General features: G+C 58.6%; 14 protein-coding genes and 1 tRNA gene. 6 read left to right on the top strand and 9 right to left on the bottom strand.

Annotation, left to right across the window (positions count from 1 at the left end; translation table 11 throughout):
• Nucleotides 1–511: 511 nt before the first annotated feature.
• Nucleotides 512–1,819: an acylphosphatase gene (locus H556_RS0114255; RefSeq protein WP_155802496.1), complete on the bottom strand. Its 1,308-nt coding sequence runs from the start codon at nucleotides 1,817–1,819 to the stop codon at nucleotides 512–514.
• Entirely contained in the window at nucleotides 1,816–2,868 is a 1,053-nt protein-coding gene (locus H556_RS0114250) for an ATP-grasp fold amidoligase family protein (RefSeq protein WP_024355085.1), read from the bottom strand. The genes H556_RS0114255 and H556_RS0114250 overlap by 4 nt, the downstream gene beginning before the upstream one ends.
• 1,577 nt (nucleotides 2,869–4,445) lie before the next feature.
• Between H556_RS0114250 and H556_RS16175 the strand changes: the two genes are divergently transcribed.
• Nucleotides 4,446–4,862, top strand: coding sequence for a helix-turn-helix domain-containing protein (locus H556_RS16175; protein WP_081650966.1), 417 nt, complete (start codon nucleotides 4,446–4,448; stop codon nucleotides 4,860–4,862).
• 11 nt (nucleotides 4,863–4,873) lie between these two features.
• Here the strand turns inward: H556_RS16175 and H556_RS0114235 are convergent, their stop codons facing one another.
• Both H556_RS0114235 and H556_RS0114230 read right to left on the bottom strand, forming a co-directional pair.
• Nucleotides 4,874–5,275, bottom strand: coding sequence for a helix-turn-helix domain-containing protein (locus H556_RS0114235; RefSeq protein WP_211216137.1), 402 nt, complete (start codon nucleotides 5,273–5,275; stop codon nucleotides 4,874–4,876).
• Between the two features lie 1,030 nt (nucleotides 5,276–6,305).
• On the bottom strand, nucleotides 6,306–6,887 hold the full coding sequence (locus H556_RS0114230) for a recombinase family protein (protein WP_024355082.1): 582 nt from the start codon (nucleotides 6,885–6,887) through the stop codon (nucleotides 6,306–6,308).
• 345 nt (nucleotides 6,888–7,232) lie between these two features.
• Between H556_RS0114230 and H556_RS0114225 the strand changes: the two genes are divergently transcribed.
• Both H556_RS0114225 and H556_RS0114220 read left to right on the top strand, forming a co-directional pair.
• Nucleotides 7,233–8,414 (top strand): DNA methyltransferase, encoded by a 1,182-nt coding sequence (locus tag H556_RS0114225; RefSeq protein ID WP_029673679.1) that lies wholly within the window; start codon nucleotides 7,233–7,235, stop codon nucleotides 8,412–8,414.
• Nucleotides 8,411–9,937, top strand: coding sequence for a TRM11 family SAM-dependent methyltransferase (locus H556_RS0114220; protein WP_024355080.1), 1,527 nt, complete (start codon nucleotides 8,411–8,413; stop codon nucleotides 9,935–9,937). The genes H556_RS0114225 and H556_RS0114220 overlap by 4 nt, the downstream gene beginning before the upstream one ends.
• On the opposite strand, the gene H556_RS16835 is transcribed toward H556_RS0114220, so the two are convergent.
• On the bottom strand, nucleotides 9,880–11,223 hold the full coding sequence (locus H556_RS16835; protein WP_162140917.1) for a phospholipase D family protein: 1,344 nt from the start codon (nucleotides 11,221–11,223) through the stop codon (nucleotides 9,880–9,882). The two genes, H556_RS0114220 and H556_RS16835, sit on opposite strands and share 58 nt — an antisense overlap.
• 694 nt (nucleotides 11,224–11,917) lie before the next feature.
• Between H556_RS16835 and H556_RS0114210 the strand changes: the two genes are divergently transcribed.
• Both H556_RS0114210 and H556_RS0114205 read left to right on the top strand, forming a co-directional pair.
• Nucleotides 11,918–13,018 (top strand): tyrosine-type recombinase/integrase, encoded by a 1,101-nt coding sequence (locus H556_RS0114210; protein ID WP_155802494.1) that lies wholly within the window; start codon nucleotides 11,918–11,920, stop codon nucleotides 13,016–13,018.
• 97 nt (nucleotides 13,019–13,115) lie between these two features.
• Nucleotides 13,116–13,190: transfer RNA gene (locus H556_RS0114205), tRNA-Gly, on the top strand.
• A 55-nt stretch (nucleotides 13,191–13,245) separates the two neighbouring features.
• On the opposite strand, the gene H556_RS0114200 is transcribed toward H556_RS0114205, so the two are convergent.
• The 4 genes from H556_RS0114200 to H556_RS15940 form a co-directional block, all read right to left on the bottom strand.
• The gene (locus H556_RS0114200; RefSeq protein ID WP_035303153.1) at nucleotides 13,246–13,581 is read right to left on the bottom strand and encodes a site-specific integrase; all 336 of its coding nucleotides are present in this window, start codon (nucleotides 13,579–13,581) and stop codon (nucleotides 13,246–13,248) included.
• A gap of 156 nt (nucleotides 13,582–13,737) precedes the next feature.
• Nucleotides 13,738–13,920, bottom strand: coding sequence for a hypothetical protein (locus H556_RS0114190; protein ID WP_024355077.1), 183 nt, complete (start codon nucleotides 13,918–13,920; stop codon nucleotides 13,738–13,740).
• Nucleotides 13,920–14,432, bottom strand: coding sequence for a hypothetical protein (locus H556_RS15945; RefSeq protein WP_024355076.1), 513 nt, complete (start codon nucleotides 14,430–14,432; stop codon nucleotides 13,920–13,922). Before H556_RS15945 ends, H556_RS0114190 begins: the two co-directional genes overlap by 1 nt.
• Nucleotides 14,429–14,668, bottom strand: a complete 240-nt coding sequence (locus tag H556_RS15940) for a hypothetical protein (protein ID WP_024355075.1) — start codon at nucleotides 14,666–14,668, stop codon at nucleotides 14,429–14,431. The genes H556_RS15945 and H556_RS15940 overlap by 4 nt, the downstream gene beginning before the upstream one ends.
• 36 nt (nucleotides 14,669–14,704) lie before the next feature.
• Here H556_RS15940 and H556_RS15770 point away from each other — a divergent pair.
• Nucleotides 14,705–15,729, top strand: a 1,025-nt coding sequence (locus H556_RS15770; protein ID WP_211216136.1) for a hypothetical protein, incomplete at its 3' end; no start/stop codon positions are given.

Here is a 15,729-nt window from a genome sequence, read left to right as displayed (position 1 = left end):
GATCAGTCCAGCTTTGCGCGGGTCTTGGTGTTTTCCCGCGCTTTGTCGACGTAGAGGGCGGCCACGCCCGCAAGGACCGCGCGCCGATATAAACAGCGGCCCCGGATAAGTGATTGTCCGGCCGGGCGAGGCGAACAATGGCGATGCCTGCCGCGCGAGAGGTCCACCAGATCGCAAAGGGCCCCGCAAGATCGCCGATCAGGTGTTTGACGCGGTCCATCACCGCCTCACCTATTCTTTGCGCTCCCGCCTCTCAAGCGCCTTGCTGATGGAGAGCGTCCGCTCATTCAGCCGGGTCAGAGTTCCATCCGCCAGCGGCACAGCCCTGGCCTCCAACGCCGCTACGCGAGAGAGAGGTCCCCTCCCCAGAGTACGAGAGCCGCAGCCTGGGCGACGAGGGACACCACAACGCTGCCATCGACCAGTTGAACTTTTTGGACGCGGTCATCTGACCTCAGGACACAAAAAAGCCCCCGGCGAATGGGGCTGTTTATGTTGGAGTTTCGACTTCCTAGCGGTGGATGCGGAAATCGTCTGGGACTTCGCCCTCGTGGTCAGAGATGTTGACCCTAGTAGAAGGTCTCTTTCTCAGGACGTCGATCACGTGGTTGAGGGCTATGGGCGGGCCAGAGATAATGGCGCTGACTGTTCCGTCATCATTGTTTTTCACCCACCCAGCCAAGCTGTTCTCTGCCGCTAAGTGCTCAATTTTCTTGCGAAGACCCACGCCCGTTACCTTGCCCGTCAGTGACAACGATTTAGTGACCCACTTCTCCTTGGGGACCAGGCGAGCCAGCGGGAACATGGCTTCGATCATCACTCCTGCTGCATCTCGCGCTGGTCCCTGAAGCGGAAAGTGGTGGAGCGCAACGTCGGGGCGAGTGTTCACTTCGCAGACGCCATAGGTCTGCCCTGCGGCCGGTTTGGTAATGTCATCAACGAGAAGATCGACGCCGGCGTGGAATGCTCCTGGGATCGAGCGGCCAGCCCTAACGGCAATGTCTGCAAAGTCGGGATGGACCATGTGCGTAACATCAATGCTGTCGCCCCCGGCGCCTATGTTCGCGACCGCGTGGAGCTGCACGGTCCTGTCGGCCTTTAGGACCGACTCAAGCGTCAAGCCGAGCTTTCGCAGGGTGCGCAGTATGTTCTCGGTGGCTTTTATAGGCTTGCCGCCGACATAGGGGTTGAGCGCCCGTGCCTTGTTCTTGGCCTCAATGAGTTCCGAGACAGTGGACTGGCCGTCGCCGATCAGGAAAGCAGGAACCCGGAGCGTGGCGGCGATAAACCTGTCACCGATGATCATCAACCGATAATCGGTGCCTCTAATATGCTTCTCCACCACCCGTTTGATGGCGGGAGCCATAGAGCGCCAGGCCAGTTCGAAATGCTCCTTGTCGTTGATGTCTGAGGTCACGCCGTCACCGCCGCTGCCGCTCAGCGGCTTGACTACGGTGGGAAGGCCGAGCGACTTGGCGTACGTCCATGCCGCTTCCATGTCCTTGACCTCAAATATCTGGCCCTCAGGAAAGGAAATGCCCGCCTCTTTCAGGAAGAACTTGGTCTGGTGTTTCGAGTTTGAAATCGTCCTCGCTACGAACGACGTGGTGTCAGGCATATGTCCGTGGAAGAGAACGCTACGGCCCAGGTGGCTCAGGCGAAACACCTGATTGTCGAACCGCTCAACAGCTACGCCTCGCGCGGCGGCGGCGGACAGCATCACATCACGATGGACGCTCTTCGGCGAAAAGGCACCCCAGCGCACGGCCGGATTCCACAGAGGGGCGCCGCCGTTTGCATGGTTGATTTCTTCAGTCACGAGGCTGTTCCAGCAGGCGCTGCTTTGCGGAAGGCCTCAAACCGCTTACCGGCGAACATATCAGCTGCAAGGCGCGCTTGGGCGCGCGTATACATTTCACCCAACCGTCTGTCATGCTCCAGTGAGAAGCCTTCGAAGTTGCCGGGCGTGTGCGTGAACTCACCAAACACGACGCCGTTCTTGGACTTGTAGACATCGATCCGTGTGAAGGGGACCGGAAGCTCTCTGCTGACAGCCTGTATTTCTTCACTAAGGCCTTTAGGTATTTCTGTCCCCTTGAACAGCTCGCCGGGGTATTTTCCGACGTTGGCCGGCTTGCCGTTCACGTAGAAGCAGTGACGAGTTTCCGGCTTTCGGACGATCTCAATGACGAGGCCGATCTCACCGTAGAAAGCGTAGAACTTGAAGTCTCGGGCGGGCGCTCCGTCTACCTCTACGATCATCTCCTCAAGGTGGAAGCGATGAGACAGAATCTCCTTCGACTTCATCTGCGATTTTATGATCTGCACCACCTCAGCGAAATCTGTGAAGGTGGTTTTGTCGCGGACTGAGAAGAAGGTGCCATCGTCCTGGCACAGATAGACGCCTCGTGACCCGCTATCGTTGGCGGGCTTCAGGACGGCTCCGGCGCGCGGGATGATGTCATCAATCTTTGCGCGCTCGATATACCGCTCGGCAACGCGCAGCCCCACAGCTTTGGCGAACTCGCGGCCCCCAACCTTCGAACTGGTATAGCGAGCGGGAATGCCCTCCAACTCAAGGTCAGTGTAGACCTGCCGGTGATGGTGCATGGCGGCGCAGAACGACAGGCCAACACCGATCCGCTTATGGTTTCTGCGGTCGCGCCATTCGGAAAGGCGGTCGACAGGGACGGCGCGGATCACCTGGTCGTGCAGGTCTTGCCGCCCTTTATCCGTTAGGGCGTCAGCTAGACGATAGAACTCAAGAGCCGTTGCTCTCTGGCTGGAAAGGTGTTCGTTGAGAAACGTCCTTACAGCTGCGTCTAGATCGCTCGCGTTTACCAAACCTGCTGCGGAGCCGTCTGCCATAACGTACCTTTCATTGTTCAGAAAGGCATAGCAGGGACGCAGCGATGTCGGCAATGCTAGCCCAGACGGCGCGGGTCGTCGGACGCGTACAGTCCGCCGTCCCAGCCCTCGATGATGTCAGCCTCGGCTTCATAGGCCCCGTCGGGGAGAGGGTTGCGCATTTCCTTCGCGCATGAGCGGATTGCCGTTCGGGTCGAACAGACCAGTCTCGACCAGTTCGGCACGCAATCCCAGGAGCGATGTTGATGATCGCGTCGTCGACGTCGTGGGTGACTAGTGTGATGCGCTTCTAGAATACGGCTGCCCAGCCGGTGTTTCCGGTTCTTGTACCGGCGAACTTTGTATAGCCGGTCGAGCCCTCTGCGCCGTCTGTGCGAATGTAATGAGAGCCAGGGCATACGTTGACAGACCCTTTTGGCTACCAACGCCACCCATAATAACGGAGTCGGGGGGCAGGCCGTATTGCGTACGTCCGAGGTAGGCGCCTATGGAGCTTGTGACGACGCCGCTCCGCCGAAACGCAGCGACAGGGCCGCTCGCTAGGTGCTGAAGTAGCAGCAGGGCAACTCCATCATCCCTCTTGAGACGCAACTGCTTGTTGGTCGCGATGTAGCGGATGCTCTTTGCGGTCGGCGCGCTTTCTGACGCCAGGCCGCCGTTCTGGTCGTTGCACACCCTTCAGCATCAGATCATTGGTGTCTGAGAACTGCAGCGACTTGCGCAGGGTGGCCAGCGACGAGCCGTCTGGCCCGGGAACAACCAGAGCGGCGGCGTTCCGGGCACTGCTCGCGGCCTTCGCAAGGCGGGATGCGCCCGGCTTGCGAAGGCCGCGAGCAGTGAAGTGGAGATCATGGCTTGGTCCGGTCACCAGACGGCGAAAGAGGCTCAGCGATACACCCGCGCCCACGATCAAAAACGCCTTGCGGATCGCGCGTCAAAAGGGTTGAAATAGGAACAGGAAATGGCTAACCCTCGCCCTATAGGTTAGCCGTTTTGAGCGCTAAGTTGATAAATTTTAACGAGATTTTAGCGCGGGTATAGTTCAGAGGTAGAACGTCAGCTTCCCAAGCTGACTCTTTTCCTTTTAAATCAACACGATAGATGTAAACTGGTGGTCGTTTACCGCCATATCTATCAATGTCTTACCCGTCTCGGGTAAACCGAAGTCCTAGACATTTCGACATCCTATAGGACTCGGGTCCCCAACCTAAAGTGGTGGGATGCAAGCCGACCCTTATAGTTTGGGTTGCCTTACACAACCCGTACAAGTCCGAACAAATCCGCTCCGGTAAATTTAGGCATCGCTTATACTTTGCCTGGATGCCCGCCCGGTAAGGGTTCTAGTGGCGGTTGGTCCTAGGCCCTGTTGGGCCAACCTTACGAAAGCTAACGCGCCCGAAGAAATCGAATCCCTTGGGGTGTATGCCGCCTTAGGCGTTTCAAGCTTCGCCGTCATTCAAACGTTCGGATGATGATTAGTATAAGGGAAATAACATTCCCTAGTGATTATCAGATAAAAAAGTAATGACAGGTGCGTGGTTCCTCCGTACGATCTTAAAATCTTAAATGGAGTACGCATGCAGAACCTGCTTTTTTCGAACTACGTAAGACAATCTCTAAAAGCCAAGAAGTTGTCTGTTTCTGAGCTTTCCAGCTATCTCGGCCATTCGAACCCACGACAAGTCCAGTCTTGGGAGGACGGCCACGCTTTGCCGAGCGTTGATATGTGGCAAGAGGTTGCGGAAGGGTTGGGGGTCAACCCGGTCGAGTTGATGGCGGGCTGTTTGATTGAGATGCACCCGGAGATGGAGGGGTTCCTGCGGGCGACTGTTCTAAATCCGCTTGGTTCAAGCTATCCGGACCGCAACGACGACTTCTTGGTGGCGACGAAGCTGCGTCCGCGCTTCGATGTGGCCGACCCCCACGACGAACCCGAGCCTGAAGTTGAGCGCGCCGCTCCGGTGGTACGAAAACGGTCAGCAGCGGCCAGATAGCTTTGCGCGCGTCAGGGTTTGCCGCCGATTTGTCGATGCGCGGTCCTCGTTAACGCCTTTTGCGGCGCTGATTTCTCGCGTGGAGGAGAGGGGTTGGTTTCGGCGAGAATGTCCATGTCCGTGAGTAAGGAATCCGCCTCACTAAAGACGTCGGCGGGCCGCTGGCCTAGCGCAAGGGCCATGCGCCGCCACTCGCCGACGTCCATTCGACGTTCAAACCTCTCGATCTTTGACACGTACGATTGGGGGCGTTCCAGGCGGGCGGCAAGTTCGGCCTGCGTCATGCCCAAGCCCTGCCTGATCAAGGTCAGGCTCTCGATTAGCGTCCGGTAGTCAAGGTCATGTAGCGGCTTGGGCATGGGCAGTTTCTGGTGTGAGGAAGCGATAATAGAACCTGAAACGGGATAACCCATTTTGGGTTTACGTGTGCGGGGTCTCGTGCTACTATAATGTCGTTGCGAGTCTTCATTCGCAGCCGGTCCTCTGACGCAGGCCCGTATATCGCGCAGGGAGTTAGGCCGGCCCTCCCCCGGGAAATGCGAACTTGGGACTTAGACCAGGACGTAGGCAGCGCAGCCAAAGGGAAATCCAAGCGGACCGGCGAAAGCCTTGCAACGCCTCTGGGTTCAGGCCCTACACTCTCAGGTTTCTGAGGGTGTGAAACTGATGACCGAAAGATGGGAGCTTGGCTCCCGGCCTCGCGGCGTAGGAGTTTGAGCAAAGCGAGGCGCTTCCGTGAAAGCGGATAACCGAATGGACGAAAGTCCGGGTTCGGAGTGTAGCGCAGGCAATGGATTCCGCCTCGGCGCGCTCGGCATGTCAAAGCCGAAAACACTCTTCGACACTTCGACGGAATGGTCGCTGTGAACCCCCCCGCGAGCAGGTTCTAGGTCATCGCCCCGGCCCTGTCGGTCCCTCTGCGGTCGTCGGGTTGGTTTGCGATGCCTGTTCCTGTTCGCGGGGGGGGGGAAGACTTCTCTAGAATGGACATCATCGAAAAACGATAACGAGTGTGGTCGCCGAAGCTGAAGCGAAGCGAAGGCGTAGGTGATCGCACCGACGCCGAAGGCGGAGAATAAATATTCCCTAATAAGTGGGATATTGATTTATGGTCATCAAGCTTATTGATGTTGTCGTTTGTGTTCTCTATGGGTAATAGTTGGATATTTATCTTTGAACTGAGAATTCTTACGGAGGCGATATTGGATCCAATGCAAGCGATTGTCATTTTTGGCGCAGTTCTTATCTTTGTTGCCATCCCGGTAGCGTGTTTTTTGCAGAGAGATATCGATCGATTGAATCGCTTGGGCCGTTTGGCCGAGGAAGAGGAAAAGCGGAAGCGGCTCCACTTCCGGGATAGGCTCCAGCTACAACGACAAGGGCGCTCTATCTTGGGTCAGGGTCAGAATGCGAGAAAGCGGCGGTAGCTGGTTTCAGTGCGACTTACGCGGCTTTCAGGACGCGATAGATGCTGGCTCGACTAGCGCCTGTAGCCTTCACGATCTCCGGGATCGATTTTCCCTGCTCTTTTAGAGTCATGATCTCTCCGGCCTTGGCTCGCGCCGTGGGGGCGCGCCCTTTGTATTTTCCTTCTGCCTTGGCCTTGGCGATCCCGGCTCGTTGACGTTCGAGCATGAGGGATCTTTCGAATGTCGCAATCCCTGCCAGAACCGTCAGCACGAGTTCGCCTGTGGCTGTTCCAGTGTCCAGGTCCATTGATAGCAATCGGACGCGCACGCCGCGCTTTCGCAGATCGTCAACGATGCCGAGAAGGTCGGTAGTGCCTCTCGCAAGCCGGTCTGGCCGGGTGACAACGAACGTGTCCCCTTCCCGAAGGAAATCCAGCGCGGCCTTAAGCTGGGGCCGATGAGCGTCGATGCTAGAAATCTGCTCTGAATAGACCTTTGAACAGCCGGCCACCTTGAGCTCGGCAATCTGGGCTTCCAGTCCCGCAACTTGGTCGAAGGTGGAGGTGCGAGCGTATCCGACGACCGCTCCGGTGGTGTGTTGGTGTCTCTCAAACATAAAGACTTTGTGAGACGTCGTGTCTCAATATGCAAGACCTATTTATGTGAGACTTGTTCCGGGGTGGGGTGGGCGTCTCACTAGAGCACGGTCGTGTGAGAATGACGACGAGTTGTGCTGCTGACAGGACTGAGCGGGCTATGCGTACGAAAACGCACGTGGGAAGGTCCGGCGGTAGGCGTGGTGAGTTGCTTACGAAGCGATCTCGGGTAACGCAGTGTGATGATCCTTGCTGCGAAGCTGGGAAATGTCGCCTTGCGACCGGGATCGACAGAACGCCCATTGCTTCAGAGTCCGGCGCGGGATTCAATGGAGTGCGGGCTGTTTCCCGTACGGAGTTTTCGAATGCCTGTTAGAGCCGCGGAAGCGACCCCATACTCGACTGCTGCTGGTGCCCGGCAAGCTGAGAACGCTGCCGTCGCAGCAAAGCTTGCTGCCGTCGATTGGGATTTCAAAGTCCGCGTGGTTCAGCACGACATTGAGAGCGTTCATCCCTACCCCGCCAAGTTTATTGCCGATCTTCCGGGAGCCTTTCTGGATGTTCTTCCGGTGCCCTCCGGTGGTCTGATCATGGATCCGTTCTGCGGAAGCGGAACAACCTTGGCGGAGGCTCAAAGGAGGGGGTTTGAGACGCTGGGCGTCGACCTAAATCCGATCGCCTGCCTAATGGCCCGAGTGAAGACCTCACCTCTTCCGGAGGGCGTCCTGAAGTCGGCTGATCTGGTGGTCCGTGAGCTGGATAAGAGCGCTGCGGTTGAAGTGCCTCTGATCCCCAACCTTGCGCACTGGTTCAAACCTTCCATCCAAGTAGCGCTCACCCGACTAACGCAGGCGATAGAGCGAGCACCGGAGGCACATAAGGACTTCTTACGTCTGGCAGCATCAAGCATCATCGTTCGCGTCTCTAACCAAGAGAGCGACACGCGATATGCCGCAATAGAGAAAGGTGTTGAGGCAAAAGACGTGCGGGAAGCTTTCCGAAAATCTTGCGACCGCCTTCACGCTGCTTTGACTTCAAGATTCTACGTTTTGAATGCCGCAACCGTAGTGGAGGGTGACCTTCTCAAGGTCGATATGGGAGAGTACTCCGGTCGGGTGGGTATGATTGTGACATCTCCCCCGTACCCGAATGCATACGAATACTGGTTATATCATAAATACAGAATGTGGTGGCTTGGTCACAATCCTATTTCTGTCAAAGAAAAGGAGATTGGCGCGCGGGCTCATTTCTTTAAGAAAAATCGCCACACGTCTGAAACCTTCGTGCATCAGATGCAGGAGGCGTTCGCCCGCTTCGGGGAGCTTTTAATGCCCGGAGGGTGGGTTTGCTTTGTGGTTGGCCGGTCAGTCATCCACGGCGAAGTGATAGACAATGCAAAAATCGTCGAAGAGGCTGGGTTGGCTATGGGATTTGAGGCTGTCTATCGAGGTACACGAAACGTGCTCGGGTCTCGGAAGTCATTCAATCTCTCGCATGCTAACATCAAGCAAGAGGCCATTGTAGTGCTGCGGAAGGTGGCTTCGTGAAGCTGGATTGGGGATCGTACAAGCATTTCCCGTATGAGCGCGAGTTAGCTCTCAGGGAGATTGCAGCTCTCATGGGGACTGATGCCCGCCTCACTTCGACCGGCGAGATCCAGTCGGAGGGCGCTAGCCTGTCTGCCGCGAAAATGCTGACGTACTTTGCGTCTGTACAAGTCGATGGCTGTCAGGCGGCTACGATTCAGCGCCAGCTAGAGCAATCGGCGTCGGCCACTCAACGTCGACAATCGACGAGATACTCAGTGCATGGCCTGCATGAGTACCGAGGCAAGTTTAATCCTCAAGTCTGTCGCGCTCTGATCAACATTTTGGGGGTTCCCGAGAATGGCGTGCTTCTTGATCCGTTCTGTGGAAGCGGCACCACTTTGGTTGAAGCCGCCCATAGGGGCGCGCGAGGAGTTGGCACCGATCTCAATCCGCTGGCTGTATTTATTGCGAATACGAAGCTTCAGGCTCTCGTAACTCCTGCCGATGAGCTGGACGCGGCTTTGCAAAGGGTGGTGGATCGGGAAAGTGGGATCGGCCTCGGCGAGAATCTAACTGCACGGGGCGCGTATCTCGAAGCTTGGTTCGAACCGGAGATTCTCCCTCAGATTGAAAAACTTCGGATTGCCATCGAACAAGAGAGCGAGCATCTCGCAAAGTTCTTCCTCGTGGTAGCCAGTGATCTCCTGCGGGAGTTTTCGCTTCAGGATCCTGCTGATCTCCGCATCAGGCGACGCCCCACCGCAAACGTCACTAAGTCGTTTGTTGAAGTTTTTTCAGCGTCTGCTCGCGAAGCTATTAGGAAGCTTGCGTCCGCGCAAGCCGTGGTCGGTACAGCTCTGCGCCCTGGCCGTGCGTATTTGCAGGACAATCGGGCATTGACGGATGTCGAGATGCCTGAAAAGGCGGACGCTGCGATCACGAGCCCTCCCTACGCAACTGCGCTGCCATACATCGACACCCAGCGCCTGTCGCTGGTTTGGCTGAGCCTGATTGAGCCGGATGAGATTGCAAAAGTAGAGGCCAATCTCACTGGCAGTCGAGAGATGGGCACTAAGGCCAAGCGAGCCGGTGTCGAAGCGATATGCTCCAATCTCGCCCGGCTCCCGGAAGCCGAAGCAAACTTCTGCGCCGAGCTCCAAGCAGCCCTCACCGAGAAAGATGGCTTCCGGCGTCAAGCCGTCCCCGTCTTATTGTACCGGTATTTCGACCAGATGGCGCAGACGTTCCGGGCGGTCTCACGTCAACTGAAACCCGGGGCGCCGTTTGCGCTAATCGTGGGTCATAACCACACAGTGCTGGGCGGGCAGCGGTTCGATATCGATACTCCGAAGCATTTGGCCTCTTTGGCAGAAAGCGAAGGGTGGGCCGTATCGGAAGTAACCGCGCTTCAGGCTTATCAGCGATATGGAATCCACGCTTCGAACGCCGTTAAGGCTGAAACGCTTCTCGTAGTTCGCGCTCCTCACCATGCAGGCGAAACGCCCACCGGTAACCAACACGCGCCACGGCTAGCGAGCTGATTTGCTGCAACGGCATTTTGCCAAATTCCGTCAATCGCAGTGCCCAGCCCGGAGGCGGGGTCAACAAATGTTAGGCGGAAATTCGGGGTGGCCGGCGATGGCCACTCCAAGAGCGCTAAGTCTAATGCTTGAGGTAAACGTTTTCCCTGCGCATTCAATTGACCTCTGAGATCGACGATTGGTGCCTTGGGAAGCACTAATCGTAAATCCGCATGGCCTGCATCGCCGGGGGTGAAACCAAAGGACATGATGCCTGTTTCATCAACAGGGGCGCGGAGGTCGGAGTTATTATCTACGTACCGTATCTGCAGCTCGAACTCCGCCCGTGGTCGAGCTCGGGGGCCGTAGATGCCGAAGCGTAGCGTCGATGCAGTCGATACCGGGATGCTGACGTTTGCGGTTCCAGGCGCATTTCGCCAATGTCTGTCGTTATCGCGGTTTAGCCGGAGTATCAATCCAGTAGCGCCTCCGAGGCTCGTCCCGGTCAATGCGCCCGCCCCCTTCGTCGGTGTGTTAGCGCCTGGCGCGAACCACATATAGGGAGGGTATGGGGGAGTTTGTTGCATGGTCGGCAATGGCGTCGATGCGGGAGCGACCGCTATCGGCCGGGCCGCTACCGGTGCGGGAGGCGGCGCATTGATTGCGACCAATGGAGCGAGCCCGGGACGTTGCGGTGCTTGACCTCCGCGGCCGGTTGGGCAAGGCGGTCGCGGCAATGGAGCTGCCCTAACGATGCCGTCGGCTAACAACCGTACAACGTCAGCGCCATCATTTATGACTTCGATGCCGGGGCGTCCTGGGGTGAACCAAGCATCAGTAGCCGCAGCAATTTCATCGAGGATGTGCTGGGGGTCGCCGTCACGCGTATCTAATGTGATGCCCGCTTCAACGTGCTTTGCGATGCCGGGCAACGTGAAGTTCGCAGAGCCAATGTAAGCAGCTTGCGATCCATCGGCCCTCCGAAAGTGATATGTTTTAGGGTGGAAGAAAGCTCCCGCGAAATACACTACCCCAAGGTTCGCGTTCACGCGTGGCATTTGGAGGGCGGCCAGAAGCTCATCGAGATGAGACGCAACTGTCCCGCCATCGTTTGAGCCGATCACGACGCGCACTGGAGCCCCTAAAGCGGCCAGCGTTGCGAAGGGGCCCACAAACAGAGGCAGCACCTCGCGGCTATAAAAGCCTGACTGGATGCGCGCTTCAACAACATCAGGCAGAAGAACGGCTCCAAGCCATGTTGCTACGGCATGGCCCGGATCGCGAGCGCCAGTATCGATGTATCGCAAATGCCACCTCCCACATCGGAGGGATAACAGGCGCTTCGAAAAGCGCCATAGACATTCGACAGTCAAACGCTTGTTACGCGCACCTGTTACGTATAACCTTCAAATCGCTGCCCGATATGTCTCGCCCTGATACTCCGCAAGGACTTGGGTCCTTGGGGGAGCCTCCCCTCCGCTAGGCTAGTGGGAGTGGAAGGCAAATTATTCGAGCATTTCATGGGCTTCTCCGCTATACGGTTCTCCTTGAGTGATCGGGCTGCAAGCGCCGCGCTCAGCTATTTAAACCAATAACTTCATACGTCTCCGGTGCGTATGTCGCGGGCTATAGCCCATCAAGAGCGGTCAAATCCGCCAGCCGTTTTTCACATCATGCATGACGCATCCATTGCCGAGCGTAGGGCGAGCTCGAACGACAACACGCCCATAACAAATCCGCTGCGGAATAACGGCCCCGCGCCGCGCTTGCTTACCGGACCACAGGCAGCCGCGTATCTTGGCTTTAAGAGTGTGGAGCTTCTTCAGAACATTCCGGTCGGGCCGATCAGGCTTTCTCCAGTTGGTGTGGGGAGGGCTCCGCGGTGGGATCGCCGAGCCCTTGATCACTGGCTGGACGGCCTGTCATCGATCAAACGTTGTGCGCCGTCTGCGGATGACGACTTCGCCATGGAGTCTGAGTTGAGCGTGTGGAGGGCTAGCCGTGGCTACTAAACGTGTATCGATTCCTGGAACTCATCGGATCGTTAAGCGCCACTCCGATGGCAGGGTAACGATCTATTGGTACAGACATCGCGGTGGTCCCCAGCTGATCGCGTTTTCCGGAGCGTCGCTTTCGGACGCGGAACGTATCGAAGCTGCCAGCTCCAATGAGTTGTTGGCCGCCTATATGGCGAAAGCCGCATCTTCGCATGGCGGGGAGACGATAGGCTCCTTGGTTAAGCTGTACCGGGAGGTGCCGGAAGGACTCCAGGCCCTCGCTATAACGACGCGCTCGCAATGGGTGCGGTGGTTGGACCGCATTGAGGTCGATCTCGGTGATTTCCCGCTCAAGCTCCTAAAGGCCAAGGGGGCGCGGCGAACGTTCACGGAATGGCGCGACCGTTTTGCCTCGACACCGCGCCAAGCAGACTATGCCATTCAGGTGTTGCGGCGCGTCCTGGCCGTGGGTGTCGAGCGAGAAGTGATTGCGGAGAATCCAGCCGTAGGTATCAAGCAACTCTATCGAGCCAACCGGGCTGACGTGATTCTTTCAAGCGAGGAGCTGGAAGTTGTCCTCGCCAAAGCAACTCCTCATGCGCGCTACGCCATTCGGCTTGCTGCGGCGACGGGTCTGCGCCGGGGCGATCTTGTCGCCCTTCGCTGGGATCAGGTTCATGGAAACCGTGTTGAGCTGAGCACCAAAAAGAGTGGGGGCAGAACATTTGTAATTGCGCCACTCGTGGGAGACGGAGCGGCGGTGGTTGAAGAGCTGCGTCTGGAGCGAGAGCGTCAGATTGCGGAGGGCAGGGTTCCGTCGGCATTTGTCCTGACCACCGAACGTAGAACTGCATGGCTTGGACCCTCGCTCACTCAGGCCTTCATTCGCGCGGCGAAAGATGCGGGCGTATCAAAAGCGCTTCACGACCTCCGAGGGACGGCGGCAACACGATACATTCGGAGTGGGTTTAGCCCGCAAGAGGTCGCTTCATTTCTCGGTTGGGAGCGGTCTCGCGTTGATCAGATAATTCGGCGGTATGTCGATCCGGATCTCATTGCCCGCGATGCAATCGAACGTCTTGAGCTGAAGCGCGTGACAGGCTAGAGGGAACGCTTGGCGAACGTCAGTGTAAACCAACCTGTAAACTGAAGCGGATGTGCTTCAGCGATTGGGTGGTAAGATGCTGAAATCGTTGAAAGATGCGGGTATAGTTCAGAGGTAGAACGTCAGCTTCCCAAGCTGAATGTCGCGAGTTCGATTCTCGCTACCCGCTCCAATCTTTTCAACAACTTATGTCCTATCTGGCCCGACGCGAAAGACGCAGTTGGGAGTTAGTTGGGAGAATCTGTCGCCGTTTCGTTCCGCCGAATGCGGTTTGCGATCTCCATGACGATGCTGTCCCGATCGACGTAAACGGCCAGCAGACGCTGCACCCGATCCTCTTCCCAGCCGAGGATGTCCGCGATCTCGGCGGCGGTCAGGCCAGCCCTCCGCAGGCGCGTGGCGAAGGTGCCTCGCGCGTCGTGGAGGTGCTTGTCGATCCCAGCTGCGGCCTTGGCGTCCACCACCTGATGCTCCAGCCCGTCCAGGCTCCCGCCGTCGAACCGCGTCACGGTGTCGTAAACTGCCCGCGCCACCTTCGCGCGGGGGGTGAGGGGGTGGGTCATGTCAGCACGATCCATCGCAGGGTTTCCATCCGCATTTTTCACAGGCGACCGGCGAGTAGGCGCACCCAAATGCGGCCTCTCCCTGCACGGTCGGCTCGCCGCAATCTGGGCATTCGCCGTCCGCTTCGTCGCGGTCGTCCCATCCTTCGCAGCACATCACTTCGCCCCCTGTTCGGCTTGCAGTTTCGTTCGCGGTTTGCCTGCCGCCTTCCACGCCGCAACGGCTTCAAGCCAGTCCTCGGCTTCGTCCACCTGATCCTGAGACCGGCGCGTTTCGTATTCGATCTCTGCGTCCGACATGGCGTCGAAGTCGTTCTGGTAGTGAGACCAAGCGACCATCACGCACCGCCTTTCTGTTCGGCTTGCAGGGCGGCGAGGGCTTCTTTCAGTCCGGCAATGCGGCCGCGATCCCATGCGCCGTGCGTCGGTCCGGTCAACGGAGCGTTGATCTCGGCGCGGATCGCCGCCATCGCATCCCGCAGGGCGTCGGGGGCGGGGTGGGAGTAGAGCGTGGTTATCTTGTAATGATCGCTGGCAGGAACGAATGAGCCGTAGCGGATCAAGACCGGGTTCTCGCCCGACCGATGTTCAACCCAATATCCGAACGGCTGCGCATCCTCGCGGGCTGGCGGCTGACGGGAGACATTGCGCTCAGTCAGGACGACGGTCGGCTGATAGAGGTCCAGCGCCTGTTGCCAGTCGGCATGGGTGCCGTTCTTCTCGGCTTGGAAATCAGGCCCATGCTCGACCTTCAGTCCTAGGGCCTTCAGGGCGATTTCGATCTCGCCCATGACGGCCGATTTGCCCGAGCCGGTCAGGCCCGAGACTTCGACGTGCACGGTGCTGGTCATTGACCTTCTCCTGAGCGGGCTGGCGGCTGGGCGCGGAGGGCTTCGATCTCACGCGCTGCCTTGTCGGCAATCGCGCTGGCTTCCTCGTATCGCTCCGTCATGGCGAACAGCTCGGCGTAGCGAACGAACACGTTTCGCGCGTCGCTCCAGATCGACACCACCCCGCCTTCCGGCGCGGGGGCTGCGGAGAGCATGGCGGCGTAGGGACGATTGAAAGCCAGACCTGCCTGGGACATTGGCGAGACCTCTGGTCCCTGAGGCCAAGCTGACCTGTGCCAAGCGCGCATCATCGCCTCTGTCGGCTCAACCGTTCCGACGGGACGCCGATCGACACCCGTATCGGCCCGGTGACGATCGAGGACGTGACGGCGAGGGAGGCGGCCAGGGCCGCAGCGGCGGCGTCGGTTATTTCAGCCGCCACGGCAGAGGCTTTCTCAGGTGAAGCGGGAGACCATGCTGCGGCGGCGGAAGGCGCAGCGGTGCAGGCTGAAACGAACGCGGGCGACAGTCAGGCCTTTCGTAACCAGGCCGTCGACGCCCGCGATGGCGCGGTGGCGGCCCGGAACGCGACGGGAACCCTGGCGCAGGCCGCTCAGGATGCCCGCGACGATGCGCGGAGCGCCCGCGATGATGCAGCGGCGGCGGCGGCGCAGGCGCAGCTCACCGCCAACCTTGCTGCCCAGATCGGCGGCGGGTCGATGAACCAGAACCCGACTTTCTCGGCATGGAGCGGATCGGCTTCAGTCGGTCCGGACAACTGGTTCGCCGTCAACGCGGGCAATGGCGTTCTGTCGAAGGGGCCGGGAGCCAATGGTCAGCCGCAAAGCCTGCGGACGGCTTCGACCAGCACGGCCAACTACAGCGTTAACAGTTCGACGTTCGCGGGTGCGGTCGGCGGCGAGTGGCTGGCGCTTACAGTTGAGTTCACGCTCGTGTCTGGCGATCTGCGCGGGTCCGGCGTCCAAATCCACAAGCGCCAGGACGGCTCGCAGATCGGCGGCAGCCTGAACCTGAACTTCGCCACCGAGGCCGATGCGGCGGGCAACGTCGCGGGATCGGGCGTGGCGGGGCGGCGCTATACCTTCACCAAGCTGCTCGACGGGCGTCAGGCCGGGGTGAACGGCTACTCAGTCTTCGCGCGAACCCGGCTGTCCACGTTCAACCCGGTTGGGGCGGTGACGATCGACTGGCACCGTGTATCCGTCGAAGTGGCGACGGCTGAGCAGGTAGAGACCAACACCGTCCTCCCAGCCGTGCAGGCGCAGTTGGCCATCGTGGCCGATGTGGCGGCTTCAGC

This window comes from Brevundimonas naejangsanensis DSM 23858 (genome assembly GCF_000421705.1).
GTDB classification, from domain to species: Bacteria; Pseudomonadota; Alphaproteobacteria; order Caulobacterales; family Caulobacteraceae; genus Brevundimonas; species Brevundimonas naejangsanensis.
This window is presented reverse-complemented; position numbering and strand designations above follow the sequence as displayed.